24 protein-coding genes and 3 pseudogenes are annotated in these 26,223 nt (G+C 71.6%); 14 read left to right on the top strand and 13 right to left on the bottom strand.

Annotation, left to right across the window (positions count from 1 at the left end):
- Positions 1–21 precede the first annotated feature (21 nt).
- Positions 22–1,038 carry a tetratricopeptide repeat protein gene (locus ACWCP8_RS04270; RefSeq protein WP_451114066.1) on the bottom strand — a complete coding sequence of 339 codons (1,017 nt, stop codon included), beginning with the start codon at positions 1,036–1,038 and terminating at the stop codon, positions 22–24.
- A 46-nt stretch (positions 1,039–1,084) separates the two neighbouring features.
- Positions 1,085–1,378: pseudogene (locus tag ACWCP8_RS04265) on the bottom strand (ATP-binding protein); the annotation flags it as partial.
- A gap of 188 nt (positions 1,379–1,566) precedes the next feature.
- Here ACWCP8_RS04265 and ACWCP8_RS04260 point away from each other — a divergent pair.
- From ACWCP8_RS04260 to ACWCP8_RS04250, 3 genes and pseudogenes are all read left to right on the top strand, one after another.
- A pseudogene (locus ACWCP8_RS04260) lies at positions 1,567–1,791 on the top strand (serine/threonine protein kinase); the annotation flags it as partial.
- Positions 1,792–2,214: 423 nt separating this feature from the next.
- Positions 2,215–2,811 carry a TetR/AcrR family transcriptional regulator gene (locus ACWCP8_RS04255; protein ID WP_352266021.1) on the top strand — a complete coding sequence of 199 codons (597 nt, stop codon included), beginning with the start codon at positions 2,215–2,217 and terminating at the stop codon, positions 2,809–2,811.
- A 58-nt stretch (positions 2,812–2,869) separates the two neighbouring features.
- The gene (locus ACWCP8_RS04250; protein ID WP_451114065.1) at positions 2,870–3,496 is read left to right on the top strand and encodes a helix-turn-helix domain-containing protein; all 627 of its coding nucleotides are present in this window, start codon (positions 2,870–2,872) and stop codon (positions 3,494–3,496) included.
- On the opposite strand, the gene ACWCP8_RS04245 is transcribed toward ACWCP8_RS04250, so the two are convergent.
- Complete coding sequence (locus tag ACWCP8_RS04245; protein ID WP_451114149.1) at positions 3,435–4,223, bottom strand: GDSL-type esterase/lipase family protein; 789 nt, start codon at positions 4,221–4,223, stop codon at positions 3,435–3,437. The genes ACWCP8_RS04250 and ACWCP8_RS04245 overlap by 62 nt on opposite strands.
- A 59-nt stretch (positions 4,224–4,282) precedes the next feature.
- Here ACWCP8_RS04245 and ACWCP8_RS04240 point away from each other — a divergent pair, with 59 nt between their 5' ends.
- The 3 genes from ACWCP8_RS04240 to ACWCP8_RS04230 all read left to right on the top strand — a co-directional run bounded on the left by ACWCP8_RS04240 (position 4,283) and on the right by ACWCP8_RS04230 (position 6,504).
- Positions 4,283–5,287 carry a WD40 repeat domain-containing protein gene (locus ACWCP8_RS04240; RefSeq protein ID WP_451114064.1) on the top strand — a complete coding sequence of 335 codons (1,005 nt, stop codon included), beginning with the start codon at positions 4,283–4,285 and terminating at the stop codon, positions 5,285–5,287.
- 79 nt (positions 5,288–5,366) lie between these two features.
- Positions 5,367–5,894 carry a GNAT family N-acetyltransferase gene (locus ACWCP8_RS04235; protein ID WP_352265936.1) on the top strand — a complete coding sequence of 176 codons (528 nt, stop codon included), beginning with the start codon at positions 5,367–5,369 and terminating at the stop codon, positions 5,892–5,894.
- A 199-nt stretch (positions 5,895–6,093) separates the two neighbouring features.
- Positions 6,094–6,504 (top strand): DUF4259 domain-containing protein, encoded by a 411-nt coding sequence (locus ACWCP8_RS04230; RefSeq protein WP_352265935.1) that lies wholly within the window; start codon positions 6,094–6,096, stop codon positions 6,502–6,504.
- A gap of 65 nt (positions 6,505–6,569) precedes the next feature.
- On the opposite strand, the gene serC is transcribed toward ACWCP8_RS04230, so the two are convergent.
- The 6 genes and pseudogenes from serC to ACWCP8_RS04200 all read right to left on the bottom strand — a co-directional run bounded on the left by serC (position 6,570) and on the right by ACWCP8_RS04200 (position 10,827).
- Positions 6,570–7,688: a phosphoserine transaminase gene (serC, locus tag ACWCP8_RS04225; RefSeq protein WP_352265934.1), complete on the bottom strand. Its 1,119-nt coding sequence runs from the start codon at positions 7,686–7,688 to the stop codon at positions 6,570–6,572.
- Between the two features lie 147 nt (positions 7,689–7,835).
- A pseudogene (locus ACWCP8_RS04220) lies at positions 7,836–8,009 on the bottom strand (cytochrome P450); the annotation flags it as partial.
- The gene (locus ACWCP8_RS04215; RefSeq protein WP_352265933.1) at positions 8,006–8,668 is read right to left on the bottom strand and encodes a GTP-binding protein; all 663 of its coding nucleotides are present in this window, start codon (positions 8,666–8,668) and stop codon (positions 8,006–8,008) included. The gene ACWCP8_RS04215 and the pseudogene ACWCP8_RS04220, both read right to left, overlap by 4 nt.
- Positions 8,649–9,011, bottom strand: a complete 363-nt coding sequence (locus ACWCP8_RS04210; protein ID WP_267003310.1) for a DUF742 domain-containing protein — start codon at positions 9,009–9,011, stop codon at positions 8,649–8,651. The genes ACWCP8_RS04215 and ACWCP8_RS04210 overlap by 20 nt, the downstream gene beginning before the upstream one ends.
- Entirely contained in the window at positions 9,008–9,448 is a 441-nt protein-coding gene (locus ACWCP8_RS04205; protein WP_352265932.1) for a roadblock/LC7 domain-containing protein, read from the bottom strand. Before ACWCP8_RS04205 ends, ACWCP8_RS04210 begins: the two co-directional genes overlap by 4 nt.
- Positions 9,445–10,827, bottom strand: coding sequence for an ATP-binding protein (locus ACWCP8_RS04200; protein ID WP_451114063.1), 1,383 nt, complete (start codon positions 10,825–10,827; stop codon positions 9,445–9,447). Before ACWCP8_RS04200 ends, ACWCP8_RS04205 begins: the two co-directional genes overlap by 4 nt.
- Before the next feature lie 287 nt (positions 10,828–11,114).
- Between ACWCP8_RS04200 and ACWCP8_RS04195 the strand changes: the two genes are divergently transcribed.
- The gene (locus ACWCP8_RS04195; protein ID WP_451114062.1) at positions 11,115–13,934 is read left to right on the top strand and encodes an FAD-binding and (Fe-S)-binding domain-containing protein; all 2,820 of its coding nucleotides are present in this window, start codon (positions 11,115–11,117) and stop codon (positions 13,932–13,934) included.
- Positions 13,935–14,054: 120 nt separating this feature from the next.
- Here the strand turns inward: ACWCP8_RS04195 and ACWCP8_RS04190 are convergent, their stop codons facing one another.
- Positions 14,055–14,573, bottom strand: coding sequence for a serine hydrolase (locus ACWCP8_RS04190; protein WP_451114061.1), 519 nt, complete (start codon positions 14,571–14,573; stop codon positions 14,055–14,057).
- An 82-nt stretch (positions 14,574–14,655) separates the two neighbouring features.
- A complete protein-coding gene (locus ACWCP8_RS04185; protein WP_352265929.1) occupies positions 14,656–15,540 on the bottom strand; it encodes a LysR family transcriptional regulator in 885 nt (294 codons plus the stop codon).
- A gap of 162 nt (positions 15,541–15,702) precedes the next feature.
- Here ACWCP8_RS04185 and ACWCP8_RS04180 point away from each other — a divergent pair, with 162 nt between their 5' ends.
- Complete coding sequence (locus ACWCP8_RS04180) at positions 15,703–16,665, top strand: EamA family transporter (protein ID WP_352265928.1); 963 nt, start codon at positions 15,703–15,705, stop codon at positions 16,663–16,665.
- 166 nt (positions 16,666–16,831) lie between these two features.
- Here ACWCP8_RS04180 and ACWCP8_RS04175 read toward each other — a convergent pair whose 3' ends face one another.
- Positions 16,832–17,440, bottom strand: coding sequence for a TetR/AcrR family transcriptional regulator (locus tag ACWCP8_RS04175; protein ID WP_352265927.1), 609 nt, complete (start codon positions 17,438–17,440; stop codon positions 16,832–16,834).
- A gap of 194 nt (positions 17,441–17,634) precedes the next feature.
- Here ACWCP8_RS04175 and ACWCP8_RS04170 point away from each other — a divergent pair, with 194 nt between their 5' ends.
- The 3 genes from ACWCP8_RS04170 to ACWCP8_RS04160 all read left to right on the top strand — a co-directional run bounded on the left by ACWCP8_RS04170 (position 17,635) and on the right by ACWCP8_RS04160 (position 21,037).
- Complete coding sequence (locus ACWCP8_RS04170) at positions 17,635–18,288, top strand: NADPH-dependent F420 reductase (RefSeq protein ID WP_451114060.1); 654 nt, start codon at positions 17,635–17,637, stop codon at positions 18,286–18,288.
- A gap of 131 nt (positions 18,289–18,419) precedes the next feature.
- Positions 18,420–19,172 carry an SDR family oxidoreductase gene (locus ACWCP8_RS04165; RefSeq protein WP_451114059.1) on the top strand — a complete coding sequence of 251 codons (753 nt, stop codon included), beginning with the start codon at positions 18,420–18,422 and terminating at the stop codon, positions 19,170–19,172.
- Between the two features lie 374 nt (positions 19,173–19,546).
- Positions 19,547–21,037: a hypothetical protein gene (locus ACWCP8_RS04160; protein WP_451114058.1), complete on the top strand. Its 1,491-nt coding sequence runs from the start codon at positions 19,547–19,549 to the stop codon at positions 21,035–21,037.
- A gap of 170 nt (positions 21,038–21,207) precedes the next feature.
- Here ACWCP8_RS04160 and ACWCP8_RS04155 read toward each other — a convergent pair whose 3' ends face one another.
- The gene (locus tag ACWCP8_RS04155) at positions 21,208–21,954 is read right to left on the bottom strand and encodes an NUDIX domain-containing protein (protein WP_352265923.1); all 747 of its coding nucleotides are present in this window, start codon (positions 21,952–21,954) and stop codon (positions 21,208–21,210) included.
- 133 nt (positions 21,955–22,087) lie between these two features.
- Here ACWCP8_RS04155 and ACWCP8_RS04150 point away from each other — a divergent pair, with 133 nt between their 5' ends.
- Genes ACWCP8_RS04150 through ACWCP8_RS04140 form a run of 3 tightly spaced genes read left to right on the top strand, consistent with a single transcriptional unit; the run spans position 22,088 to position 26,219 of the window.
- Entirely contained in the window at positions 22,088–22,909 is an 822-nt protein-coding gene (locus tag ACWCP8_RS04150) for a TIGR03084 family metal-binding protein (protein WP_451114057.1), read from the top strand.
- Complete coding sequence (locus ACWCP8_RS04145; protein ID WP_451114056.1) at positions 22,906–24,624, top strand: acyclic terpene utilization AtuA family protein; 1,719 nt, start codon at positions 22,906–22,908, stop codon at positions 24,622–24,624. The genes ACWCP8_RS04150 and ACWCP8_RS04145 overlap by 4 nt, the downstream gene beginning before the upstream one ends.
- Complete coding sequence (locus ACWCP8_RS04140; protein ID WP_352265917.1) at positions 24,621–26,219, top strand: acyl-CoA carboxylase subunit beta; 1,599 nt, start codon at positions 24,621–24,623, stop codon at positions 26,217–26,219. Before ACWCP8_RS04145 ends, ACWCP8_RS04140 begins: the two co-directional genes overlap by 4 nt.
- Positions 26,220–26,223 lie beyond the last annotated feature (4 nt).

Here is a 26,223-nt window from a genome sequence, read left to right as displayed (position 1 = left end):
CCGGCTGTGGGCACGCGGCCCCTACCGCGTGCGCGGCCGGTCGAACCAGATCGTCAGCAGCGTCGGGGCGAGCCCCACCCAGAAGATCACCTGCGGAACGCCCCGGTCCGTCCACGGCACCGCCGCGACCGCCACCGCGCAGAGCGTCCCCAGCACCGCCTGCACGAGCACCAGCCGCGCCCAGAACATCCGCCGCACCAGTGACCGCACGCTCAGCTGCACCCCCGCACGCAGCTTCCGGTAGCGCCGCCACGCACCGAACGCCCAGACCGCGCCGATCAGCGCCAGCACGTACAGCCGGGTCCCGAGCGGCAGCGGCAGCTCCGGGGCGTCCCCGTCGGACGGGAACAGGTTGATCGCCGCACCAGCCAGCACCAGACTCAGTACGGCGAGCCAGCGGGTGCCGCGCAGCATCTGGAACACCGCCCGGTCCAGCCCCTGCTGCAGTCCGGCCGAGGACGGGTCGGCGGCCAGCGCCTGCGCGTACACCTCGGCTCGTTGCTTCGGCTTCACCCCGGGCGCAGCGGCCTGCCTGTCCGCGTGCTCGCGCAGCGCCCAGGCGTTGTTCGGGTCGATCCGCAGGGCCTCGCGGATCGCCATCCTGGTGATCTCGTGCCGGCCGTTGAGGAGGGCCGCCTTCCAGAGCGCGTAGTACGCCCCAATCTCTTCCGGGCCCAGTCGGACGGCCTCCTGCGCTGCCTCCAGCACCTCGGGCCAGCGTGGCTGCCAGGCGTTCAGCGCCTCGGCGAGTGCCTCGTACGACTGCCAGAAATGCGGGGCGAGCCGTACCGCTTCCTGTGCCGCCGCCAGCGCCTCGTCGGTGCGCCGCAGCCGACGCAGTGCGTACGTCCGGATGATCAGTGCGTTGGCGTACTCCGGGTCGAGCGCGAGCGCCGCCCCGGTCGCATCGACGGCTTGCTCGTACTCCTTGACGTGTTCGTGGCAGCGCCCCAGCTGGGACCAGGCACGTACGTCTTCGGGGTCCTGGGCCAGCCGCTTCGCCAGCAGCGCCTTCGCCTCGTCGACACGATTGAGCATGAGCAGCGCGGTCGCCTGCTCGGTGAGGTCCTGTCCCGCCGTGGTCCCAGTCGAAGCCGGTGGGTGGCGCGGGGGCGTCGGGCACCTCCGGTGCCGGAGTCGGCACCGACTCCGGCTTTTCGGCAGCCGGTGCGGGCAGGCCCATCGCCCGCATCATGAGCGCCCGCGCCCCCGCGTCCCCGGGCGCGTGCTGCAACGCCACGGCGGCCTCGGCGACCGCGGCCTCGCTCAGACCCTCACCGAGCAACAGCTCGGCGAGGTGCAGGCGCAGCGGTATGTCGGTGGGCGCCGCGGCGACAGCGGTACGCATGCTCTGGATCAGGGGCGACTCAGTGGACATGCCGACACCCTACGGAGCGGGTCCGACAGCCGGCGACGCGGCCTCCGGCGCCGCCCGGCCCCTGCTGCCGCGCGGCGTACGGGGGTAAGTCCGCCCAGGCGGTGGGGGAATGGGCGCGGGCGCCGACGGCTCGTCCTTGGACAGGGTGCCGTGTCGATGGTGGCGTTCTTCGGGGGAGACGTGAGTTCATGAATGCTCAGCAGCCGGACCGGGAGAGTTCGCCCCAGGTCTTTCAGCCGCTTGCGGGGGACGACCCGACAACCATCGGCGGATACCGGCCGGCCGCCGAGCTCGGCGCGGGCGGCATGGGCAAGGTGTATCTGTCGTACACGCCCGGTGGGCGGCCCGTGGCCATCAAGGTGATCCGCCCCGAGTTCGGGGAGGTCGCCGAGTTCCGCCGCCGGTTCGCACAGCCGGGTACCACCTGACGCTCGGTGACGACGACCTCCGGCCCGTGCAGGGCGAGGACGGTGGGTACGAACTCTCCTACGACACGGGCGGATATCTCGACGCGGAGAGCCAGGACGGAAACCTGGTCCTGCTCGATCCGGGGCAGGAGGGATCGCTCGACGCCTGCCGCGAGGACACCCGGTTCACCAAGAACATCTACGTGAACAAGCTCTCCGAGGGGCGACATCGCCTGTCGATCGGCGGGCATCGAAGGCGTGGCGGATCCTCCGCTTGTGGGGCGAAACGGGGAGAATGGCGGCGTTTCCTGGGTTGCCGCCCCGAGCCGGGATGTCGGGGCCGACGAAAGAGGACCTGTGGTGGATGCCCTGGTGAGCCGCGGAACAGGGACGGGCGAGGCGGTCGGGCCGGTCGGGACGGTCCATGCGATCGCCGAGGACCGTGCGCAGTGGCGTGGACGGCTGTTGCGGGCCGGACGGGCCCTGTTCGCCGCATACGGCTACGCAAACACGACCGTCGAGCAGCTCTGCGCCGAGGCAAAGGTGCCGGTCCGGGCCTTCTCCCAGCAGTTCACCTCGCGGGAGGCGCTGTTGATCGCCCTGTACGACGAGGTGGCGACCCGCGGACTGCGCGCGTCCGAGGCGGTCCTGCTCTCCGACGGCATGGACGAGTGCTCGACCGAGGAGCGGTTCCGTCGCCTCTTCGACGCCTATGTGCGGGCCGTCACGGACGATCCGCGCGCGGCGCGGGTGGCGTTCGTCGAAGTGCTGGGCGTCAGCCGCACGGTGGACGACCATCTCGCGATGTGGCGGACGATGTGGTCGGAGTTCCTGACCTGCGAGGCCGAGCGTGCCGCGGAGCGGGGTGAGGTGGGGGACGGCGACCAGCGGGTCGCGGTCATGGTGATGACCCACTCGGTCGACGAGCTCCTCGCCCACCACGGCCGACGTCCGCGCCAGGTCACGCCCGACTGGCTGATCGATGAGCTGACCCGGCTCTCCCTGATCATGCTGGGCTCGCCGTGACAGCTCGACATGACCACGCGGCTTGACAACTTTACTTGCCGGGACGGCAAATGGAGGCATGGCAGAGGGTGCGAAGGCAGCCGGAGAAGAAGAGGCGGACGGAGACGGGTTCGCCGCCGTCCTGACCGCTGTCGGTCCGAGACTGCGGGCGCTGCGCCGGGACCGCGGCACGACCCTGGCCCAGCTGAGCGATACGACCGGCATCTCGCTCAGCACCCTCTCCCGGCTGGAGTCCGGCCACCGCAGACCGACCCTGGAACTGCTGCTGCGGCTGGCCAAGGCGTACGGCGTGCAGCTGGACGAACTCGTCGGCGCCCCGCCCACCGGGGATCCCCGCGTCCATCTGCGCCCCTTCACCCGCGACGGCATGACATTCATGCCGCTGACCCGTCACCTCGGCGGGCCGCACGCGTACAAGCAGATCCTTCCCGGCGGGCGGGGCGCGACCGGGCCGCTGGAGCAGCGGGTGCACGAGGGCTACGAGTGGCTGTACGTGCTCGCCGGGAGGCTTCGGCTGGTGCTGGGTGAGCACGATCTCGTACTCACCGCCGGGGAGGTCGTGGAGTTCGACACCCGTACGCCCCACGCGTGGGCCGGCGCCGGGCCGGAACCGGTCGAGTTCCTCAGCCTGTTCGGGAGACAGGGCGAGCGGATGCATGTGCGGGCGCGACCCGCGGGGCACTGAGGAGGTTCGGGGGACCCGGGGCTGTCGTACTCAACCCCCCGGACGGGCTCGATATGTAGGGACCTCCCAGGCCCCACGCCTGATGCATCGCGTCGGCGAACGCCCCGGCAAGTTTCTGTTCGCCCGTGGGGCCGGGGTGCGTACCGTCGTAGGTGTCCGTGTGGATGTCGTACGTGGCCGGGCGCGACGCCAGCAGGATCGGGGACGCAGGCGCGTCGAGATCGGCGACGGCCTTCGCGAGCAGTTCGTTGAAGCGGTCGCACTCGGCGGCGAACGGGGCATCGGACTCGGCCCGGACGTTCGGTATCACGGGCAGGAGCACAGCCTTGATGTGCGGTGCGGCGGTGCGGGCGGCCTCGATGAACGCCCGTACGTTCAGGGCGGTCTGCTCGCTGTCCGTGTAGAACCCGAGGTCTATCAGGCCGAGCGAGACGAGCAGCACGTCCGCGCGGGTCGCGGTGACCGTGTCCGCGATCACCGGGGCCATGTGCAGCCACCCCTCGCCCCAGCCCGCCAGATGGCGTCGGGCCCCGGCGGGGAACTCCGGGTCGCCGTACGCGTACGAGACCGGAGTGTTCGTCACGGTGTCGTACAGCTCGGTGCGCGGGCCGACGATCTCGTACGGGCCGTCGAAGGCCGCTTCGAGGTGCTGCCACATGCGGTAGCGCCAGGTGAAGTCGCCGGCGCGCCCGATGGTCATGGAATCGCCGACGAACATGAAACGCATGGCGACATCATGGCGGATCAGCGCGCCGGGCTGCGACGTGACGATGGACACTTGACCCCATGCGTTCGTATCTGACTGTCTCCGGCGCCGCCGCGCTGCTCGTCCTCGCCGGTGCGGCCGCGACCCCGGCCACGGCCGACGACGGAGCTGCCGACCGCAGCTTCACGATCGAGGACCCCCGGATCACCGAGTCCAGCGGTCTCGCCGCGAGCCGCGCCCACCCGGGCATCTACTGGACGCACAACGACAGCGAGGACGGTCCGTACATCTACGCCGTCGACTCCCGGACCGGGAAGACCGTCGCGACGATCACCATGCGCGGGGTCGGCGCGCCGCGCGACGTGGAGGCGATCTCGCTCGGGCCCGACGGCAATCTGTACGTCGGCGACATCGGCGACAACCTGAACGGCAGCTGGGACCACGTCTGGATCTACCGGTTCCCCGAACCGAAGGTGCTGAAGGACGCGACGGTCCGGGCGACCCAGTTCGACGTGAAGTACGCGGACGGGGCGCGCAACGCCGAGGCGCTGATGGTGCACCCGAAGACCGGCCGGGTCTACATCGCCTCGAAGAACGAGGGCGGCGGCGGACTCTACGAAGGCCCCGCACGGCTCACCACCGGCCGGACCAATGTGTTCCGGCGGGTCGGGGAGGTGCCATGGGTGACGGACGGGACGTTCTCGCCGGACGGGAAGGAACTGGTGCTGCGGTCCTACTTCAGCGCCCGTGGCTACGCGTTCGAGGACGGACGGCTCGGCGCCGACCACCGTGTGGACGCGCCGCTGCAGGGGCAGGCCGAGTCCGTGACGTACACGGCGGACGGCTCGGCGCTGATGTTCGGCTCGGAGGGCGCGCGGAGCGAGGTGGTACGGGTGGACGTCGCAGGAGCGCGCGGGAACGGCAGCGACTCCAAGTCGCCGTCGAAGGACGGCGGCGGCGCGTCGTCCGCCGACGGCGCGGGCGCGGGCGGCAGTGAGATGAAGGGCAGCACGCTGGTCGGAGCGGCGCTGCTCGCCGCCGTGGGCGCACTCGTCTTCATGAACCGGCGCCGCAAGCGCGGCTGACCGACCGCACCCGACCCCGTCGGCGTACGTCCCGGGGCCGGAGCCATCCCGTGAGGCGCCGCACGTAGGGTCGGGCGCTATGACGAACCACGGGCCCGAGGCCTTCTCCACCGAGCGGCTCGACGCAACTCCGCTGCGAGCCGCGCACGCCGAGGAGATGGTGACGGTCCTTGCCGACCCGGCCCTGCACACGTACACGGGCGGCGCCCCGGAGGACCTCGACACCCTCCGGGCCCGCTACACCCGCTGGGAATCCGGCTCCCCCGACCCTGCCGAACACTGGTGGAACTGGGTACTCCGGGTCCGCGCCGACGGCCGCCCGGCGGGCTGGGTCCAGGCCACGGTGGTGGGCCGGCGGGCCGAGATCGCCTGGGTGATCGGCACCCAGTGGCAGGGCCTGGGCTACGCGAAGGAGGCGGCGGCGGGGCTGGTGGCGCACCTGCTGGCCGGGGGCACGGTCCATACGGTCGTCGCACACATCCACCCCGACCACGCGGCGTCCGCGGCAGTGGCCACGGCGGCAGGACTCGTCCCCACCGACGAGTGGGAGGACGGGGAGCGGCGGTGGCGCCGCGCGGACGTCACTTCCGGTGCTGCCCGGCCTTGAGCAGATCCGCGACATCGAGGGTGACCTCGGCGCCGACGGAGGCGGGGCGCGTGACCTGCCGGCCGGGGGCGTGCGCCTGGGACGGTGCGCCCCCACACGTCCCGTTGGCGCTCGTCCACTCGGTCGAGTGAACGAGCGGGACATGCCCTTGTCAGTGGTCGTTGGCACGATGAACCGCATCACTGAGGGAGGGGCTGCCATGGGCACCTGGGACATCGGTCATTTCGACAGCGACACCGCAGCGGACTTCTCGGGGGATCTGGACGACGCCCCGCTGGGCGAGCGTGCCGAGCTGATCCGGGAGGCTCTGACGGTCGTCGTCGCGACTCAGGACTACCTCGACTCCGACGAGGCCGTTGTGGCCGTGGCAGCGGCCGCCCTGGTGGCCGCGCAGTGCCCGGGCGGGGAGCCCGTGACGACTGCGTACGGGCCGGACGAGCCGCTTCCGGCGCTTCCCCCGGAGCTGCGGGGCCTTGCGGTTCAGGCTCTTGACCGGGTGGTGACCGAGCCGTCCGAGCTGCTCGAGCTGTGGAGCGAGGGCGGGCACGGGGAGCCGTGGGAGGAAGGGATCGGCAGGCTCCGGACGGTCCTGGTGGAGGCGGCGGGCTGAGGAACGGCGAGGGGCCCTTGGTACGGATCCGTACCAAGGGCCCCTCGCAGACGTACAGCTGCTCGTTACAGCTTCTCGATCACGTAGTCGATGCAGGCCGTCAGGGCCAGCACGTCCGCCGGGTCGATCGCCGGGAACATCGCGACACGCAGCTGGTTGCGGCCCAGCTTGCGGTACGGCTCCGTGTCGACGATGCCGTTGGCGCGCAGCACCTTGGCGACCGCCGATGCGTCGATCTCGTCCGCGAAGTCGATGGTGCCGATGACCTGCGAGCGCTTCGCCGGGTCGGTGACGAACGGGGTCGCGTACTTCGACTCCTCGGCCCAGCCGTACAGGTTCCGCGCGGACGTGCCGGTGCGGCCGACCGAGAAGTCCAGGCCGCCCTGGGTGTTCAGCCAGGTCAGCTGCTCGTTCAGGAGGAACAGCGTGGCGAGTGCCGGGGTGTTGTACGTCTGGTTCTTCAGGGAGTTGTCGATCGCCGTCGGCAGCGAGAAGAACTCCGGGATGTGCCGGCCGGAGGCGTGGATGCGCGCGGCGCGCTCCAGGGCCGCCGGGGAGAACACGGCGATCCACAGGCCACCGTCGGCGGCGAAGGACTTCTGCGGCCCGAAGTAGTAGACGTCCGTCTCGGTGATGTCGACCGGCAGACCACCGGCGCCGGAGGTGGCGTCCACCACGACGAGGGAGCCCTCGTCGGCATCCGCGACGCGCTTGATCGGCATGGCGACACCGGTCGACGTCTCGTTGTGCGTGAACGCGTAGACGTCGACGCCCGACTCGGCCTGCGGCTCCGGGTGGGTGCCCGGGTCGGAGGCGATGACGCTCGGGTCGGCCAGCCACGGGGCGAGCTTGGCGGCCTTCGTGAACTTCGACGAGAACTCACCGAAGTTGAGGTGCTGGGACTTCGTCTCGATCAGACCGTGCGTCGCGATGTCCCAGAAGGCGGTGGAACCGCCGTTGCCCAGGATCACCTCGTAGCCCTCGGGGAGGGAGAAGAGGTCGCGCACACCCTGACGCACCGAGCCGACCAGGTTCTTGACCGGGGCCTGGCGGTGGGACGTACCGAGAAGAGACGTTCCGGTGGCGGCCAGCGCGTCGAGCGCCTCCGTCCGCACCTTGGAAGGACCGGCGCCGAAGCGTCCGTCGGAGGGCTTGATGTCAGCGGGAATCTGGATATCGGCCACGAACCGGAGCGTAGTACCTGATGGACACGGTCGAGGACCGTGTCCGTCGGATGAGACACCCGCTCCGGCCTGTGGACCACCTCGAACGGCGGATCAGCCCAGATCGACCGGCAGGTCGTACAGGTCGTTCCGGGTGACGATCGGCTTGAGGACGAGCCAGGCGGGTACGTCGCCGCCGAGGACGACTGGCGCCACGGCTCCGTGGTCGCGGCGCATCTCGCGGTACAGCCGGGTCGGTTCGGTCTGGAACCGGGGGCCCGGGGGCGGCGCGGGGCCGTGCGGGACGGGGCAGCCGGCGCGGGGCGCCGGGGGCTGAGTCACGAGCTGGGCTCCGGGGTCTTCTGCGGTGCGGGCTCCGGCGCGGTCTCCGTACGGGCGGTGGTCGGGGCGGTCACCTTGCCCTGTGCGAGCGCATGGAGGTGCTCGACCAGCGTGATCAGTACGTACTTGCTCGACGAACGGTCCCGCGCGTCGCACTCCACCAGGGGTATGTCGTCCGAGAGGTCGAGCGCCTCACGTATCTGCTGTTCGGTGTGGAGCGGGCCGCCGAAGTCGTTGCACGCCACGATGAACGGCGTGCCGTGGTGCTCCAGGCGGTCGATCGCGTACCAGGAGTCGGCGAGCCGACGGGTGTCGACGAGGACGACGGCGCCGAGCGTGCCCGAGAACAGCCGGTCCCACAGGAACCAGAAGCGTTCCTGACCGGGGGCACCGAACAGGTACAGCACCGAGCGTTCGTCGAGCGTGATCCGGCCGAAGTCGAAGGCGACGGTCGTGGACGATTTCGCGTGCACCCCGTCGAGACGGTCGACGGCCTCGCCCGCGCGGGTCATGGTCTCTTCCGTGTTCAGCGGACGGATCTCGCTGACGGAGCGGACCATGGTGGTCTTGCCGACCCCGAAGCCGCCGACGACGACGATCTTCAGTCCGTTGTCGGCCGTCGCCTGCAGGGCGGAACGGTCAGAGGTTGCGGAGTCCAACGAGCACCTGTTCCAGGATGTCGGGGTCGGGGAACCGGTCCGCGACACGGGCGGTACGGGGGTGACGGGCGCTGATCCGGCCGGTGGCCAGCAGATCGGACAGCATGATCCGGACGATGCTGACCGGCAGGCCGAGGCCCGCCGCGATCTCCACGACCGCGGTGGGGCGCTCGCACATGCGCAGGATGGTGACGTGCTCCGACTGCATGCCGGGGGACGGCTCACATTCGGAGACCACCAGCGTCACCAGATCGAACGCGTCCGAATCGGACCGGCTGCGGCCACCGGTGAGGGTGTACAGCCGGTCCGGGCCGTCGTCCCGGCCGGGTCGGGGGCGGGTCATACGTCGGCGGTCGCGTCGACGGTGGCAGCCAGGTCCGAGGGGGAGCGTGGCGGGGCACTGAGGTGCTCGCCGAGCTGCTCGACGAGCTCGCTCATGTTGTGCCCGATGAGGCCGACATCGGCGTCCTCGGAGGCGACGACCGCGAGATGGGCGCCCGCGCCCGCCTCGACGATGAACAGCACGCCGCCGTAGAACTCGGCCATCGCGGACCGTACGCCGCCGGTGCCGTCACCGAACTCGACGGACGCGCCGTGCGAGAGGCTCTGGATGCCGGCCGAGATCGCGGCCAGCTGGTCGGCCTGGTCGACGGAGAGCTCGGGGGTGCGGCACAGCTTGAGGCCGTCCCTGGAGAGGACGAGGGCATGCCGGGTACCGGGGGTGCGCTCCAGGAGCCCCTCCAGCAGCCAGTTGAGCTTCTCGTCGGTGGTCGCGGTCATCGGGTGTTGCCTTCCGGGTGCGGGGAATTGGGCCGTACAGCCTGGCGGAAGCTGCTGAAGCGCGCTGCCTGTTCCTTGGGGTCGGCGGTACGGGGCCGGGGAGTTGCGGTGGCGCCGTCGGTCCGGGCGCGGGCCTCGGCGGCGGCGAGGGTACGGCCGCGGGTGCGTTTGGGCAGTCCGCTGTCGCCGGTGGCGGGCTCGGGCTCGGTGCCGGTGTCCGTGCCGGGCTCGGCGCCGGTGTCGGTCTTCGGTGCCGAGCCCGTCGCGTCGTGGGCGGGTTCCGGCCCGGCGGCCGGTGCGAGGGTCGCCGCGGTGACCGGGTCGGGTGCCGGGACGGCCACCGAGGTCCGGGTGATGAGCTCCTGCGGGAGCATCATCAATGCCCCCGTGCCGCCCCGCGCGGACGGCCGGAACGACACCGTCAGACCGTGCTTACGGGCCAGCCGGCCGACGACGGCCAGGCCGAGCCGGGTGCCGGACAGCCCGGCCAGGTCCTGGTCGGTCGCGGACACCGCGCGCTCGGCGCGCCGCAACTGCACATCGCTCATCACCAGACCGCTGTCCTCGACAGTCAGCACGACACCGGCCGGCACCTCCTCGACGTACACATGGACTTCCGCGGTGGGCGGCGAGAAGTTGGCGGCGTTGTCGAGGAGTTCGGCGAGGGCGTGCATGACGCCCTCGGCGGCGTGACCGGCGATCGCGACATCACTGGTCGAGTGGAGACGTACCCGCTGGTAGTCGCCGATCCGGCCCATCGCACCGCGCAGGATCGACTCCATCACGATCGGCTTCGCCCAGCGGCGCCCGGAGCGGGCACCGGTCAGCACGGCGATGGAGTCGGCCACCCGGCCGACCTGGGCGGTGCGGTGGTCCAGATGCAGCAGATCGCCGAGGATGTCCTCCGCGGAGTGCCGGTGCTCCATCTCGCGCAGGTCGGCGAGCATGCTCGTGGCCAGGGCCTGCATCCGGCCCGCGGCATTGGCACATGCGGCGACCGCGGCGGAGCGCTCGGTGGCGCTGCGGGCCGCGCGGGCGGTGAGCTGTTCCACCTCGGCGCCCAGTCGGGCGGCCTCGGCGGCCGCCTGCTCGGAGACCCGGGCGGTCTCGGCCGAGGCGGCGGCCTTGATCCTGGCCGTCTCCGCGGTGAACCGCTCGGCCTCCGCCGCGTGACGCGCGCGCAGCAGGCGCATGGTGGCCCGGGCGTGCACGGCGGCGGCCACGGCGACCGACAGCAGCACGGCGGCGGCGCCCGCCCCCCAGGCCAGCGGGGTCCTTACCGAGGCGGGGGCGGCGACGACCGCCCACAGGCAGCAGGAGCCGGTGACGGCCGTCGAGACCAGCAGGGCCAGTGCGGTCGGCCGGGATGAGGGACGCAAGCGGAGTCCTTGGGGGCGGACGGTGACGGACAGGGCGGATCCGGACAGTTCGGCACGGGAGAGGGTGGAGGCGATAACTGGATCTGATAATTCCTAATCAAGTCGAGGTCACTATATGAGAATTGACGATCTGTTTGTGAAGCGCTTGCGGATTTCTTTGTTACGTATGTGACTACGGGACCGACGTATTCCGACGTATTCCGACGTACTGACGTATTCAGGGGAAACGCGAGGGGCGGCAGCTCCAGTGGCCCGGTCGGCGGGACGATCGACGGCATCCTGGGCGCATGACCGACGAGCAGATGCGGACCTCACTTGTGCGGGCCCTCTCCAGCGCTGTGCGCGGAGAGGTGGAGTTCGACGCCACCGCACGGGCGCTGATGACGATGGACGCCTCCAACTACCGTCGCGTACCGCTCGGCGTCGTCGCCCCGCGCGACGCCGACGACATCGCCGCCGCGCTCGCCGTCTGCCGCGCGCACGAGGTGCCCGTGGTCCCGCGCGGCGGCGGTACCTCCATCGCCGGGCAGGCCACCGGCACCGGTGTGGTCCTCGACCTCACCCGCCACCTGCGGTCGATCGTGGAGCTGGACGCCGGGGCCCGCACGGCCGTCGTCCAGCCGGGCGTGATCCTGGACGACCTGCGCCGCGCCGCCGCACCGCACGGCCTCACGTTCGGCCCGGACCCGTCCACACACAGCCGCTGCACACTCGGCGGGATGATCGGCAACAACTCCTGCGGCTCGCACTCGGTGGCCTGGGGCACCACCGCCGACAACGTCGAAGCGCTGACCGTCGCCCGCTACGGCGGCGACACGCTGCGGCTGGGCCGCGGCCGGTGGGACGGCGCGCCCGCCGGCCTGCGCGAACTGGCCGGCAGCCACCTCGCCCTGCTGCGCACCGGCTTCCCCGAACTCCCGCGCCGCATCTCCGGGTACGCCCTCGACGCCCTGCTGCCGGAGCGCGGACCGGACCTCGCCCGCGCCTTCTGCGGCAGCGAGGGGACGCTCGGCGTGGTGACGGAGGCGACCGTACGGCTGGTCGAGGCACCCGAGGCCCGCGCCCTCGCCGTACTCGGGTACGCCGACGAGTCCGCGGCCGCCGAAGCCGCCCCCGGCCTCCTCCCGTACTGCCCCCTGACGGTCGAGGGCATGGCCGCCGATCTCGTACGCGAACCGGCCGGTCTGCCGCGCGGCGGAGCCTGGCTCTTCGTCGAGACGGGCGGCGCCACCCCGGCCGAGGCACGGGCACGCGCCGGACAGATCCTGCGGGCGGCCGACGCGTTGGACGCGGCCGTCGTCACGGACCCGGCCGGGCAGCGGGCCCTGTGGCGCATCCGGGAGGACGCATCCGGCACGGCGACCCGGATGCCCGACGGCAGTGAGGCCTGGCCCGGCTGGGAGGACTGCGCCGTACCGCCCGCCCGCCTCGGCCCCTATCTGCGCGAATTCCGCGCCCTGCTCACGGCACACGGGCTGCGCGGCACACCGTACGGACACTTCGGCGACGGCTGCATCCATGTGCGGATCGACTTCGACCTGCTGAGCGGTGACGGCGTGGCCCGGTTCCGCCGCTTCTCCGAGGAGCTGGCCACGCTCGTCGTCGCGCACGGCGGCTCGCTGAGCGGGGAACACGGCGACGGGCAGGCCCGGGCCGAGCTGCTTCCCCGCATGTACGGGGACGAACTCGTCGCTCTCTTCGGGAGGTTCAAGGACCTCTGGGACCCGGACGGCGGCATGAACCCCGGTGTGCTCGCCCGCCCGGCCCGCCTCGACGAGAATCTCCGCTTCGACGTCCTGCCGACGCACCCGGTGGACGTCACCTTCGGCTACCCGCACGACGGCGGCGACTTCTCGGCGGCCGTACGACGGTGTGTCGGCGTCGCGAAGTGCCGTACGGCGCAGGCGCCGGGCGCGGGCGTGATGTGCCCGTCGTTCCGGGCGACCGGCGAGGAGGCGCACTCCACCCGCGGCCGGGCCCGGCTGCTGCACGAGATGCTCGCGGGTGAGGTGATCACGGACGGCTGGCGGTCGAAGGAGGTCCGGGACGCGCTCGACCTGTGCCTGTCCTGCAAAGGATGCCGCAGCGACTGCCCGGTGGGCGTGGACATGGCCACGTACAAGGCGGAGTTCCTGCACCACCACTACCGGGGGCGGCTGCGCCCCGCCGCCCACTACGTGATGGGCCGGCTGCCGGGGTGGCTGCGGCTCGCGGCCCCGTTCGCGCCCGTGCTGAACGTACTGGCCCGGATCCGCCCGCTCGCCGCACTGGTGAAACGGCTCGCGGGCATCGCTGCGGAGCGGACGATTCCGGTGCTGGCGGGGGAGACGTTCACGCGGTGGGCGGTCAAGCGCAGGGGCCGGGGGACGGTGCTCCTTTCGAGCGACCAGGTGGTGACGGTCTGGCCGGACACCTTCACCAACCATCTCTCCCCGGAGGTCGGCAGGGCGGCTGTCCGGGTCCTGGAGGCGGCGGGCCGGACAGCCCTGTATCCGGGACGGGGAGTGTGCTGCGGCCTCACCTACGTATCGACGGGCCAGCTGGACAAGGCCCGCAGGGTCATGCGCCGCACGCTGGACCGGATGGGGCCCTCCCTCGGCGACCCGCTCGTCGTCCTCGAACCGAGCTGCGCCGCCACCCTCCGTACGGACTTCCCTGAGCTCCTCCCCGACGACCCCCGCGCCGCCGAACTCGCTGCCTCCGTACGCACTTTGGCGCAGTACCTGGAGGAGTACGCCCCCGACTGGCAACCGCCGCGCCTGGACCGCCCGGTCGTCGGCCAGACCCACTGCCACCAGCACGCGGTCCTCGGCGACGCGGCGGAACGACGGCTGCGCGAACGCGCCGGACTGGAAGGGGAACTGACCGGTGGCTGCTGCGGACTGGCGGGAAACTTCGGTTTCGAACGGGGCCACTGGGGGGTGTCGGTGGCATGCGCGGAGGAGCAGCTCCTGCCGTCGGTACGGAGCGCGGAGCCCGGCACGGACATCCTGGCGGACGGCTTCTCCTGCCGGACCCAACTGGCACAGCTGGCAGGCGTGCGGTCGAGACACCTGGCGGAGCTGCTGGCAGAGGGCCTGAACGGTACCGACACCCACCCGATCTGACCCAAGCCCCTGCGGCAACACCCAAGCCCCTGCGGCGATTGAGCGGCGGGGCTCCGGGGCGGAGCCCCGGGTTCGGGAAGGGGCGGGGTGGGGAACAGGCACTCCCCGCCCCGCGTGCCATCAGTCCGTGGCGGCCGCCCGCACCACCGCAGCCACCAACCGCTCGTTCTCCGGCGCCGCCCCGCCAGGAAACGCATACCGCCGCCGTGTGTACCCGTACGCCACCCCACTGGCCGGATCGGCAAACGCCTGCGCCCCCGCCGCACCGCAGTGCCCGAACGCCCCCTCGCCCAGCGACGGATACCGCACGGCCGGCCGCTCGAAGCCGAGCCCGAAGTGGTCCTCCTCGCCGGTCACCAGATCGGTGCCCACCGCGCGCAGCCGGGCTACCTCGGCGAGCGTCTCCGCCTTGAGCAGCGGGGCCCGGCCGTCCACCGCCGAGATGGCGGCCGCGTACATCCCGGCCAGCCCGCGCGCCGAGCCCACACCACCCACCGAGGCCGGGCCGAGCGCCCGCACGGACGGCTTGTTGATCCACGCGATCAGGTCGGTCGGGTAGTTGAAGGCGATGGCCCTGAGACTCTTCGGATCGATCGGGTCGAGCGCGAGCCCGGCCGCCTGCTCCGGGGTGGGCGCCATCGGCCGGATGGCGACAGGTGTCGGCCGGCCTGTGTCCGGCTTTCACAGCACCCCAACTTCCCTGCTGTGCGGGGAAGTCCCCTCACCCGGTGATGTCTTCTCCAATGATTTCGCGGGCCATTGCGGCGAGCTTCGGCAGCGCCGGATGGCCGGGTGCGTCGCGGCGGGCGAGCAGCAGCGGCACGGTCGGGGCATCGACGAGCGGGCGGTACGCGACCCCGGCGTGCGGATGCATGTCGGCGGTGGAGGCGACCGACACCCCGGAGCCGCGCCCGGCCGCGATGGCGGTCAGCCAGTCGTCGGTGTTGGCGACGGTGAGGGTGGCGGCGGGCCGGGCGTGCGGCGGCCACAGATCGACGGTGGTGGTGCCGGAGACGGTGTTGAGGACGACCGTGCCGTCCGCGAGATCGGCGAGACGGAGCATGGTGTGTGCGGCGAGCGGCCCGTCCGCGGTCACCGCCGCCACCCGGTCCTCGCTGAACAGCACCTCGGTGACGAGCCCCGGCGCGTCGACGGGCCCGCGCAGCAGCGCCGCGTCGACCTCGCCGCGGGTGAGCCCGGCCGTGCGGTCGTCGATCCGCAGCAGCTCGAGAGGGGTCTCCGGGTACCGCTCCTGCCAGCTGCGGAGCAGCGGTGTGGTGTACGGGCCGAACGCGGACCAGGCGTGTCCGAGCCGCAGCGGCCAGTGGCGCAATCCACCGGAGTCGACCGCCTCGTCGAAAGCGGCGACCGCGGCGGCCGCCTTGTCGCGGAAGACGACGCCCTCGGGGGTGAGGGCGAGGTGATGGGTGGAGCGGTCCACGAGCCGGACGCCGAGATGCTGCTCAAGGGCGGCGAGGGTGCGGGAGACGGCGGGCTGGGTGAGCCGGAGCGCGGCTGCGGCGCGTGTGACGTTGCCCGCGTCGGCGACGGCGAGGAAGGCCCGCAAGTGGCGCAGCTCGACGCTGCGGCCCTGTCCTGTGCTCATGCGGCGGAAGCATAACGGGAGCGCATTCGGCATTTCACGCGCCGCGCGGAGGTCTCTACCGTAAAGAAACGGCCCGAGCCGCAAGAGTGCAGTATCTTCAATCGTGCAGTGCAATGAAGTGAACCCGACCCTGCTCAGCCCATCGAGGACGAAGGCCGCCACGTGAACGACCAGCGCAGTGCCGCACAGCCGGCCGCAGCAGCCGTCGCCGTACCGGAGGCGGTGTCCGCCCTCGACGGGGGCCCCGTGCGTCCGGGCGGCCGCAGGGCGGCGCTCGCTCCGGTGGCCCTGGTGGTCGCGGGCGGCCTCTCCGTGCAGTTCGGCTCGGCGGTCGCAGCCCTGCTGATGCCCCGGGCCGGTGCGCTCGGGGTGGTCACGCTCCGGCTGGTGGTCGCCGCGGTCGTCCTGCTGGTCGTCTGCCGCCCGAAGCTGCGCGGCCACTCGCGGGCCGACTGGGGCACGGTGGTCGCGTTCGGCATCGCCATGGGCGCCATGAACATGCTCTTCTACCAGGCTCTCGACCGCATTCCGCTGGGCGCGGCCGTCACCCTGGAGGTGCTCGGCCCGCTGGCGCTCTCGGTGATCGCCTCCCGCCGCCTGATCAACTTCGTCTGGGCGGGGCTCGCGCTGGGCGGGGTGTTCCTGCTGGGGGGCGGCGGCTTCGACCGGCTGGACCCGCTCGGTGCGGCGTTCGCGCTGGGCGCGGGGGCGATGTGGGCGACGTACATCGTCTTCAGCGCCCGCACCGGCCGCCGCTTCCCGCAGGCCGACGGTCTGGCCCTGGCGATGGTGGTCGCCGCGGTGCTGTCACTGCCGCTGGGCATCCTGGAATCGGGCGCGAAGCTGGCGGTCCCGTCGACACTGGCGATGGGTGCGGCGGTGGCGCTGATGAGTTCGGTGCTCCCGTACACCCTGGAACTGATGGCGCTGCGCCGGCTGCCCGCGCACACATTCGCCGTACTGATGAGCCTGGAACCGGCCATCGCGGCGACGGCCGGCTTCCTCATCCTCGACCAGGCCCTGACGGCCACCGACGCGCTGGCGATCGCGCTGGTCATCGGGGCGAGCATGGGTGCGGTTCGCAGCCAGGTGGGCGCCGGCCGCCGCGCGAAGGCGAATTCCTGAGGGCTGTCCCGTAATCCCTGGAGTAACGGCGCGTGGCTTCGGATGCGGTGCATCGCAAGGCGGAGGGGCGTCATCGTACGGGGCGTATTCGGACGTTCCGACAACGCGGCGAGGTGCCGTGGCTGTCGTCGCGCGCCCGCCAGGGATTGCGGGACAGCCCTTCTGGCTAGAAGGGTGGCCAGGCTTCCAGGGCGGCGTCGGCCATGCTCTGGAGTTCGTCGCGACCGATACCGCTTGCGGCCTGCACGGCGATGCCGAAGGCCAGGGTGCTGACGTACCGGCCCAGTAGTCCCGCGTCGGTCGTGGGGGGCAGGTCGCCCTCGTCGACGGCTTGCTGGAACCGCTCACGGAGGCGGTTGCAGCCGTCGTTGCGCCAGGCGGCGAGGAGGTCGCGGACGCTGCTGCTGGAGGCGCCGGTGACCAGGGCGCCCTGGACGCCCAGGCACCCGTGGGGTTGGGCCGGCCGCGTGGTGGTGCGCACGGTGCCGGTCAGGACGGTGGTCGCGACGCCGAGTGCGGTCGGCTCTTCCAGTGCCCGGGTCAGGTAGGCGCTCGGGCCTTCGTCGTAGCGCTCCAGGGCCTTGCGGAACAGTTCCTCCTTGTTGCCGAAGGCCGCGTACATGCTGGTGGTGGAGATGCCCATCGCCTTGGTCAGGCCGGTCAGACTGGCGCCCTCGTAGCCGTGCTCCCAGAAGAAGAGCATGGCTCGTTCGAGCGCTGCCTCGGTGTCGAATGCTCGGGGCCGGCCGATCGGACCGCTCTGTTTGGTCGCCACCCTGCGCACTCTACCTCTTCCGGAGCGATCGATGCAGAACTTTTCGCATCGATCGCTCCGGAAGTGCTACGGTCTGGGTTCCGCATCGATCGATGCGGAATTTTTAGGAGGTCATTCTCATGCGCGGCAGCCTCGGCCGATACCGGGCCGGGCGGCGACACGTCGTCTCACCGGGACTTTTGAGGTAAGGATCCATGACCGTAATCGGCATCATCGGCGCGGGTGAGGTCGGCAGCACGCTCGCGCGTGCGGCGATCGAGCAGGGCTACGACATCGTCATCGCGAATTCCCGCGGCCCGCAGACCCTGACCCGGCTCATCGCCGGGCTCGGACCCTCGGCGCGCGCCGCGACCGCCGCCGACGCCGCCGCGGCGGCTGATTTCGCCATCGTGGCGGTCCCGCTCAAGCTGGTCAACAACATGCCCGTGGAACAGCTCGCGGGCAAGATCGTGCTCGACACGAACAACTACATGCCCTGGCGCGACGGCCACTACCCCGTCGTCGACTCGGGCGAGAAGACCGTGCACGAGCTGCGTCAGGAGCAGCTTCCCGCCTCGAAGGTGGCGAAGGCCTTCACGCACATCCAGGCTCCACGGTTCTTCGCCTCGGGCAGCCCGGCGGGCACGCCCGGCCGCCACGCGCTGTCGGTCTCGAGCGACTTTCCCGAGGCCGTGGAGCTGGTGACACGCCTGTATGACGAGTTCGGTTTCGACACCGTCGACAACAGCCCGCTGAGCGAGTCCTGGCGCAGCGGCCCCGGCCGGCCCGCGTGGAACGCGCACCTGCACCAGACACGTGAGGAACTGGCCGCCCATCTAGCCCAGGCGCGTCCGATCGTCATCGCCTGACCCGCCCGTGCTGTCCGTCCCGACGGCACCGGGCATCACCCCAACACCCCCTTCTGTGCCTATCCGGCACGGGAGCACTGCTGTCCATATTCTGTAGTGATCGATGCATAAATCGAGAGGAAATGTTCACCGTGGGACTGCTTGAAGGAAAGACCGCCCTCGTCACCGGCGGCGGCACCGGAATCGGCCTGGCCGGCGCGGAGCGGATGGCCACCGAAGGTGCTCACGTGTTCATCACCGGCCGGCGCAAGACCGAACTCGACGCGGCCGTCGAAGCGATCGGGGCGGCGGCGGCCACCGCGGTGGTGGGTGACATCTCGAACCTGGACGACCTGGACCGGCTGTACGAGGCGATCCGTAGCCGGGGCAAGGGACTTGACGTGCTGTTCGCGAATGCTTCCATCGCCGAGTTCGTGCCGCTGGAGGACATCACCGAAGAGCACTTCGACATCCACTTCGGCGTCAACGTCCGCGGCACGCTGTTCACCGTCCAGAAGGCCCTGCCGGTACTCAACGACGGCGCCTCGGTCATCCTGAACGGCTCCACCAGCGCGGACTCCGGCGCGCCGGCGTTCGGCGTGTACGCGGCGTCCAAGGCGGCCACCCGATCGTTCGCCCGGACCTGGGCCAACGAACTCAAGGGACGTGGCATCCGAGTCAACGCCATCGCCCCCGGCCCGACCGAAACCCCTGGGCTGTCAGGGCTTCAGGCCGACGCGGAGCAGGCAGCGGAGTTCAAGCAGTATCTGGCCAGTCAGGTGCCGCTGGGGAGGCTGGCCCGCCCGGAGGAGATCGCCGCCGCCGTGCTCTTCCTTGCCTCCGGCCAGAGCAGCTTCATAACCGGTTCGAGCCTGTACGTCGACGGCGGCCTGAACCAGATCTGAGGTCGACGGACGCACATCCGGCGAGCAGGAGACGTACTCAGGCCTGTCATCGGCGCAGGTGAGGCCGGGGGAAGAGCGCGCGTGCCGGGCTCGCCCTCATGTGGGTGACGGCTGGTTCAGGTCGTCCGGGACCGTGCTCCGGGCGCGAAAGGGTCCGCAGGAGTGAGCATCCCCTGCGGGCCATAGCCGAACGACACCGGCGCGAGGGCTTGGCCGCAGAGCCGGGAACGGCGTGGCCAACCATGCGTCACCGTCAGGCGCCCCGCCTCTTTCCGCACGTCAGAGCCATGTGACCGTACCGATGCACGGACGTGATGTCCTCCTGGCAGGGTGATCCGGTGGACACGTCTGAGGGAGCCAAGTGCTGTCGCACGGTGGGACGACAGGGAGCTGCCGCCCCAATTGCGCTGTTCCGTGCGGCCGTCGGGCCGATCATTCTCCTGGCCGCGTTGCCGGCGGGCCTCGTCGGCTGCGCACCGTCTTCCGGGCCCGAGCTTGTCGCGCCATCGGTCCTTTACGTCCCGCACGACCCCCACAGCACCGCCGAGACCCCCGAGCTGCACGTCGAGGCGGCCGATGCCACGGTCACCTTCGACGCCGGCGACCTGAAGGGCATCGCGGTCATCAAACAGACGATGGACACCTGTCCCATCCATCTGCCGGTCTTCCACTGCGAGGGGCAGAACGGGACCCCCGCCGGAGGAGGGTCCTTCCGCGTGAGTCCCGCGAAGGGCACCAAGGCGGGTGACTCGGCGGTGCTGCGCTATCGGGTGACCTCGCCCGGCCGGCCCACCGTCACGGGAAGCACCCGCATCATGATCGGCATGCCGAAGCTGGAGGTCGACGCACATCCCGATCGCCTCGACGTCGACCCGGGCGGCAGCCTCGCCGTCGCACTGACCATCCGCAACACCGGCGACGTGCCCGCCCGCGGAGTCTCGCTCTTCATGAACACGCGAGACGGCCTAGCGTCGACCGCCAAGCACAGCAACTGCCGTTACAAGGGCGGCACATCGACGTGGTGTCGCCTGCCGTCCGCCGATGTCGTCATCCCCCCGGGCGCGTCCTACCGCCTCGGCGCGCGAGAAGTCCTCAGGGCCGACCGTGACGCCACGCACCCGACCGTCGTGTTCGAGGCCGCCGCCCTCGGGACCGACTACGTACCCCCGGACCCGCTGGCGTCGCAGTACAGACCCGGCGAAGGATCCGTGCTCCGCCTGGTGCCCGTCGACGCCCGGGGTGCGGGTACCGGTACGGGTACGGCGCACGAAAGCTCGTCGGAACTGAAGGTGTCGGTGCGCAACGAGGCCGACCTGGTCGCCGTCGCCGACACCGCCAAGGGCCCGATCGGCAGCCGCGCCACCGTGCAGGTCGGCGTGCGCAACGACGGCCCCGGTGCGCTGCCCGCCACGGTGCGGGTGGAGTTCACGGTGCCGCCGGGCACCACCGTCGTGTCCTCCCCCTACGATCCCGAAGCCGATGAGGAATTGGTCGACCAGGACTGCCGCGCCCTCGCCCCGGACGGCACGCCATGGACCATCCCGTCCGCGAGACAGCCGAGCGCACGTCGGTACGTGTGTACGGCGCGGGCCGGAGCGGTGGGAACCACGACAACCTTCCCCTTCACCCTCCGCATCGACAAGAACGTCGCCCACCACGCCGGGCGAGTCACCGTCTCCGACGGCGACGCCGGGCGTACCAGCCATGACACCACAGCCGCCAACGACACCGCCAAGGTGGCCGTGCAAGTCTGGCCGGGTCCCTCCTGGGCCACTCCCGGCCACTACCTGGCAGCGGCGATAACCCTCGCCGTACTCGCCCTCGCCGCGGCCCTGGCCGCGTGGCGCCGGATGCGGTCCCACTGACACGACAGCCGCAGTTGGCGATCTGTGGCGCGTCGTTGCTGGTCTGCGGGGTGGGGGTGCGGCGGGTACGTACGTGCGCGCGGCCGCCTCGGCGGTGGGCCAATTCGCAGGTGCACGGCCCAGTCGGTGGGCGGACAGCAAAGTCCTGCTGCGGAGTCAGGGGGCTGCCGTCACCATCCGCAGGCCGCGTCCAGGTCCCAGACCGAATCCGCCAGTTCCGCCGGAGGCGCCGGCCAGCCGGAGGCGTGCCAGTGGGCGATCCGCCAGGACAGGCGGCGGGGCCAGACCGGGGTGGTGGGCAGGTCGGAGACCGGTACCCAGGCCGGGACGCCACCGTAGTTGTCCAGGGTCTCCGGTTCGCCCACCTCGCCCTCTGCCTCCATCGTGAAGTAGTGGCCCCGGGTGCCGCCCCGCCAGATCCGGGCCACCTCGCGTACGACCGTTCCGTGCAGGCCGGTCTCCTCCCGGAGTTCGCGGACCGCCGCCACCTCCGGTGTCTCGCCGGCTTCGACGCCGCCGCCCGGGATCTCGTAGTGGCAGCCGTCGTCCCCGGGGAAGTGGATCAGCAGCATCCGCCGGTCGCGGATGACGATCGCGCCGCCGCGGACCCGGGTCGGTTCGGCTGTCGTCGGGTCGTCCAGGGCGGCCGTGTCCTGCGGGGGAGCCCCCTGCGACCAGGCGCGCAGGACGCTCTCCGCCGTGCCGACCGGGCGGATCCGGGCGTGCAGCGCCTCGGCCAGGGAGAGCGCGGCCGATGTGCCCCCGGCGGTCCGGCCGTCGGCGCGGAAGGAACCCGGGGCGGAGCCCGGGGCGCCGCCCGGAAAGGAGTAGTAGATACCGGTCTCGTCCCGATACTGCTCCAGGACAAGCCTGTTGTCGTCGAAACGCACACCCGCGGTGCGAGGTTCGTCAGTCATCGGCGGAGGCTAGCAGCCGGGTCCCGGCCCGGCCGTGGAGCCGGATGCATCAAATCATGCAAGCATGCTTGCTTGTTTCCTGGTCCGCTGACATGCTCCTGGGCACACCGCCACGCCCCGAGGGGAGCGCACCGTGTCCGATGCCGCAGCCGTGCTCGACGATCTGCGCGGCGAGAGCGACGAACTCGACCTGCTGGTGGGGGAGTTGGGCGCCAAGCAGTGGGCCGGACCGACCCCCGCCGAGCGCTGGACCGTCGCCCACCAGATCGCCCATCTGACCTGGACCGACGAGGTCGCCCTGCTCGCCGTCACCGACCCGGACGCCTTCGCGGCGGAGGTCGCCAAGGCACAGGCGGCACCCGGCAGCTTCGTCGACCGGGCCGCCGAGGTGCTCGTGGCCGAGGCGCCGGCGGCGCTGCTCGCACGCTGGCGCGACGGGCGCGACCGGCTCCAACGAGCCCTGCGCGCCGCCCCGCCCGGCACCCGCATCCCCTGGTACGGGCCGCCCATGAGCGTCGCGTCCATGGCGACCGCGCGGCTGATGGAGACCTGGGCGCACGGGCAGGACATCGCCGACGCCCTCGGCGCCGTACGCGTCCCGACCACCCGGCTGCGCCACATCGCCCGGATCGGGGTGCGGGCCCGTGACTACGCGTTCCTCGTACGGGGGATCAAGGCGCCCGATGAGGAGTTCCGCGTGGAACTCGAAGCCCCCGACGGTGAGGCGATCGCATTCGGGCCCGAGGACGCCGGACAGCGTGTCACCGGGCCGCTGCACGACTTCTGCCTCCTCGTCACCCAGCGCGCCCACCGCGACGATCTCGCCGTCCGTGCCGTCGGGGCCGACGCCGACCGGTGGCTGGACATTGCCCAGGCCTTCGCCGGCCCACCCGGCCCCGGGCGCGCCCCCGGGGGCCGCGCACCCGGCGGCGGTGCACGGGGCGGCACCCGATGACCGCCGCACCGCTGCGGATCGGGAACGCCTCAGGGTTCTACGGCGACCGCTTCGACGCCGTACGCGAGATGCTCACCGACGGCCCCCTCGACGTCCTCACCGGCGACTACCTCGCCGAGCTGACCATGCTCATCCTCGGGCGCAGCCGGCTCAAGGACCCCGCCCGCGGCTACGCCACCACCTTCCTGCAGCAGCTCGAAGAAGGCCTCGGGCTCGCCCACGAGCGCGGTGTGAAGATCGTTGCCAACGCCGGGGGGCTCAACCCGGCCGCGCTAGCCGGGGCCGTCGCCGAGCTGGCGCGCAAGGTGGGCGTGCCGGTCCGGGTCGCGCATGTCGAGGGCGACAGCCTGCCCGTGCCCGACGGGTTCCTCACCGCCAACGCCTACCTCGGCGGCCACGGCATCGCTGCCTGCCTGCGCGCCGGGGCCGATGTCGTCGTCACCGGCCGGGTCACCGACGCCGCCCTCGTCACCGGCCCCGCCGCCGCCCACTTCGGCTGGGGGCCGGACGACCACGACGCCCTCGCCGGGGCCGTCGTCGCCGGGCACGTCCTGGAGTGCGGCACCCAGGCCACCGGCGGGAACTACTCCTTCTTCCGCGGCCACGACATCCGCCGGCCCGGTTTTCCGCTCGCCGAGATCCACGCCGACGGGTCGTCCGTCATCACCAAGCACGACGGCACGGGCGGCTTCGTCGACGTCGGGACCGTCACCGCCCAGCTCCTCTACGAGACCGCGGGCGCCCGGTACGCCGGGCCGGACGTGACCGCCCGGCTCGACACCGTGAGCCTGACCCAGGACGGGCCGGACCGGGTCCGGATCTCCGGGGTGCGCGGCGAGGCCCCGCCGCCCACCCTCAAGGTGGGGCTCACCCGGCTCGGAGGCTGGCGCAACGAGGTCGTCTTCGTGCTCACCGGGCTCGACATCGAGGCCAAGGCGCAGCTGGTGCAGGACCAGTTCGCGCAGGCGCTCACCCGGTCCCGTACCGGGCCGCCCGACGAGGTGCGGTGGGAGCTGGCCCGTACCGACAGGGCCGACGCCGACACCGAGGAGACCGCCGGTGCCCTGCTCCGGCTCGTCGTCCGCGACCAGGACCCGGAGGCCGTCGGAAGGTCGGTCTCCGGGGCCGCGATCGAGCTGGCCCTGGGCAGCTACCCGGGCTTCCATGTCACCGCCCCGCCCGGCAAGGGCGCGCCCTACGGAGTGTTCGAGGCGGGGTACGTACCGGCGGAAGACGTCGAGCACATCGCCGTGGGGCCGGACGGGCGACGGGAGCGGGTGGCACCACCCGTACGGACAAAGGCGCTCGAGGAAGTGGATGAGCCCGCTCTCCCCGAACCCCTGCCCGCCGGGCTGACGCAGCTCACCCCCCTCGGCCGTATCGCCGGGGCGCGGAGCGGCGACAAGGGCGGTGACGCCAATATCGGCATCTGGGTTCGCACCGACGACGCCTGGCGCTGGCTGGCGCACGAACTGACCGTCGAACGCTTCCAGGAACTGCTGCCCGAAACTGCCGAGTTGACCGTCGTCCGGCACGTCCTGCCGAACCTCCGCGCGCTGAACTTCGTCGTCCACGGCCTGCTCGGCGAAGGCGTCGCCGCACAGGCCCGCTTCGATCCGCAGGCCAAGGCGGTGGGGGAGTGGCTGCGGTCCCGACACCTCCCCATCCCCGTGACCCTGCTCGAGACCACCGACGCACCGGAGGCGCACGCATGACCGTCCTGGCCACCGGGCTCGACACCACGAGTCCCGAATACGCCGCGAACCGCGCCACCATGCTCGACCGGATCGACGAGCTCGACACCGAGCACGGCAAGGCCCTCGCGGGCGGCGGCGAGAAGTACGTCGAGCGGCACCGGGGGCGCGGCAAACTCCTCGCCCGGGAGCGGATCGAGCTGCTGATCGATGCCGACACACCGTTCCTGGAGCTGTCGCCGCTCGCCGCCTGGGGCAGCGAGTACGCCGTGGGCGCCTCGCTCGTCACGGGCATCGGGGTCATCGAGGGCGTGGAGTGCCTGATCACCGCCAATGACCCGACCGTACGTGGCGGCGCCTCCAACCCCTGGACCCTGAAGAAGGCCCTGCGCGCCAACGAGATCGCCTTCGCCAACCGGCTGCCCTGCATCAGCCTCGTCGAGTCCGGCGGGGCCGATCTGCCGTCCCAGAAGGAGATCTTCATCCCCGGCGGCGCACTGTTCCGGGACCTCACGCGGCTCTCCGCCGCCGGTATCCCCACCGTCGCGGTCGTCTTCGGGAACTCCACGGCCGGCGGGGCGTACGTCCCCGGTATGTCCGACCACACCGTCATGATCAAGGAGCAGTCGAAGGTCTTCCTCGGCGGACCGCCGCTGGTGAAGATGGCGACCGGCGAGGAGAGCGACGACGAGTCCCTCGGCGGCGCCGACATGCACGCCCGCACCTCCGGACTCGCCGACCACTTCGCCGTCGACGAGCACGACGCGCTGCGCCAGGCGCGGCGGATCGTCGCCCGGCTCAACTGGCGCAAGGCGCAGGCCGATCCGGGACCCGCCGAGCGACCGAAGTACGACGAGGACGAACTGCTCGGGATCGTGCCGGGGGACCTCAAGATCCCGTTCGATCCGCGCGAGGTGATCGCCCGGCTCGTCGACGGCTCCGACTTCGACGCGTTCAAACCGCTGTACGGGACGAGCCTGGTCACCGGATGGGCGCGGCTGCACGGCTACCCCGTCGGCATCCTCGCCAACGCGCAGGGGGTGCTGTTCAGCGAGGAGTCGCAGAAGGCCGCCCAGTTCATCCAGCTCGCCAACCAGCGCGACATCCCCCTCCTCTTCCTGCACAACACCACCGGCTACATGGTCGGCAAGGAGTACGAGCAGGGCGGCATCATCAAACACGGCGCGATGATGATCAACGCAGTGTCCAACTCCAGGGTCCCGCACCTGTCCGTGCTGATGGGTGCCTCCTACGGAGCCGGGCACTACGGCATGTGCGGGCGCGCCTACGACCCCCGCTTCCTCTTCGCCTGGCCGAGCAGCAAGTCCGCCGTGATGGGCCCGCAGCAGCTCGCGGGTGTGCTGTCCATCGTCGCCCGGGCCTCCGCCGCCGCGAAGGGACGGCCCTACGACGACGAGGCCGACGCCGGGCTGCGCGCCATGGTGGAGCAGCAGATCGAGTCCGAGTCGCTGCCGATGTTCCTCTCCGGGCGGCTGTACGACGACGGGGTCATCGACCCGCGCGACACCAGGACCGTCCTCGGGATCTGCCTGTCCGCGATCCACACCGCCCCGGTCGAAGGCGCCCGCGGCGGCTTCGGCATCTTCCGGATGTGAGGCC

It is taken from the genome of Streptomyces sp. NPDC002206 (genome assembly GCF_053593595.1).
This window is presented reverse-complemented; position numbering and strand designations above follow the sequence as displayed.

Excerpts from the sequence above, each read along its gene's own strand:
- ACWCP8_RS04245 (WP_451114149.1), bottom strand. The coding sequence starts at position 4,223 with ATGCGTTTCATGTTCGTCGGCGATTCCATGACCATCGGGCGCGCCGGC.
- ACWCP8_RS04185 (WP_352265929.1), bottom strand. The coding sequence starts at position 15,540 with ATGAGCACAGGACAGGGCCGCAGCGTCGAGCTGCGCCACTTGCGGGCC.
- ACWCP8_RS04230 (WP_352265935.1), top strand. The coding sequence starts at position 6,094 with ATGGGCACCTGGGACATCGGTCATTTCGACAGCGACACCGCAGCGGAC.
- ACWCP8_RS04250 (WP_451114065.1), top strand. The coding sequence starts at position 2,870 with ATGGCAGAGGGTGCGAAGGCAGCCGGAGAAGAAGAGGCGGACGGAGAC.
- ACWCP8_RS04170 (WP_451114060.1), top strand. The coding sequence starts at position 17,635 with ATGACCGTAATCGGCATCATCGGCGCGGGTGAGGTCGGCAGCACGCTC.
- ACWCP8_RS04145 (WP_451114056.1), top strand. The coding sequence starts at position 22,906 with ATGACCGCCGCACCGCTGCGGATCGGGAACGCCTCAGGGTTCTACGGC.
- ACWCP8_RS04190 (WP_451114061.1), bottom strand. The coding sequence starts at position 14,573 with ATGGCGCCCACCCCGGAGCAGGCGGCCGGGCTCGCGCTCGACCCGATC.
- ACWCP8_RS04195 (WP_451114062.1), top strand. The coding sequence starts at position 11,115 with ATGACCGACGAGCAGATGCGGACCTCACTTGTGCGGGCCCTCTCCAGC.
- ACWCP8_RS04235 (WP_352265936.1), top strand. The coding sequence starts at position 5,367 with ATGACGAACCACGGGCCCGAGGCCTTCTCCACCGAGCGGCTCGACGCA.
- ACWCP8_RS04155 (WP_352265923.1), bottom strand. The coding sequence starts at position 21,954 with ATGACTGACGAACCTCGCACCGCGGGTGTGCGTTTCGACGACAACAGG.
- ACWCP8_RS04205 (WP_352265932.1), bottom strand. The coding sequence starts at position 9,448 with ATGACCGCGACCACCGACGAGAAGCTCAACTGGCTGCTGGAGGGGCTC.
- ACWCP8_RS04240 (WP_451114064.1), top strand. The coding sequence starts at position 4,283 with ATGCGTTCGTATCTGACTGTCTCCGGCGCCGCCGCGCTGCTCGTCCTC.
- ACWCP8_RS04140 (WP_352265917.1), top strand. The coding sequence starts at position 24,621 with ATGACCGTCCTGGCCACCGGGCTCGACACCACGAGTCCCGAATACGCC.
- ACWCP8_RS04270 (WP_451114066.1), bottom strand. The coding sequence starts at position 1,038 with ATGCTCAATCGTGTCGACGAGGCGAAGGCGCTGCTGGCGAAGCGGCTG.
- ACWCP8_RS04210 (WP_267003310.1), bottom strand. The coding sequence starts at position 9,011 with ATGACCCGCCCCCGACCCGGCCGGGACGACGGCCCGGACCGGCTGTAC.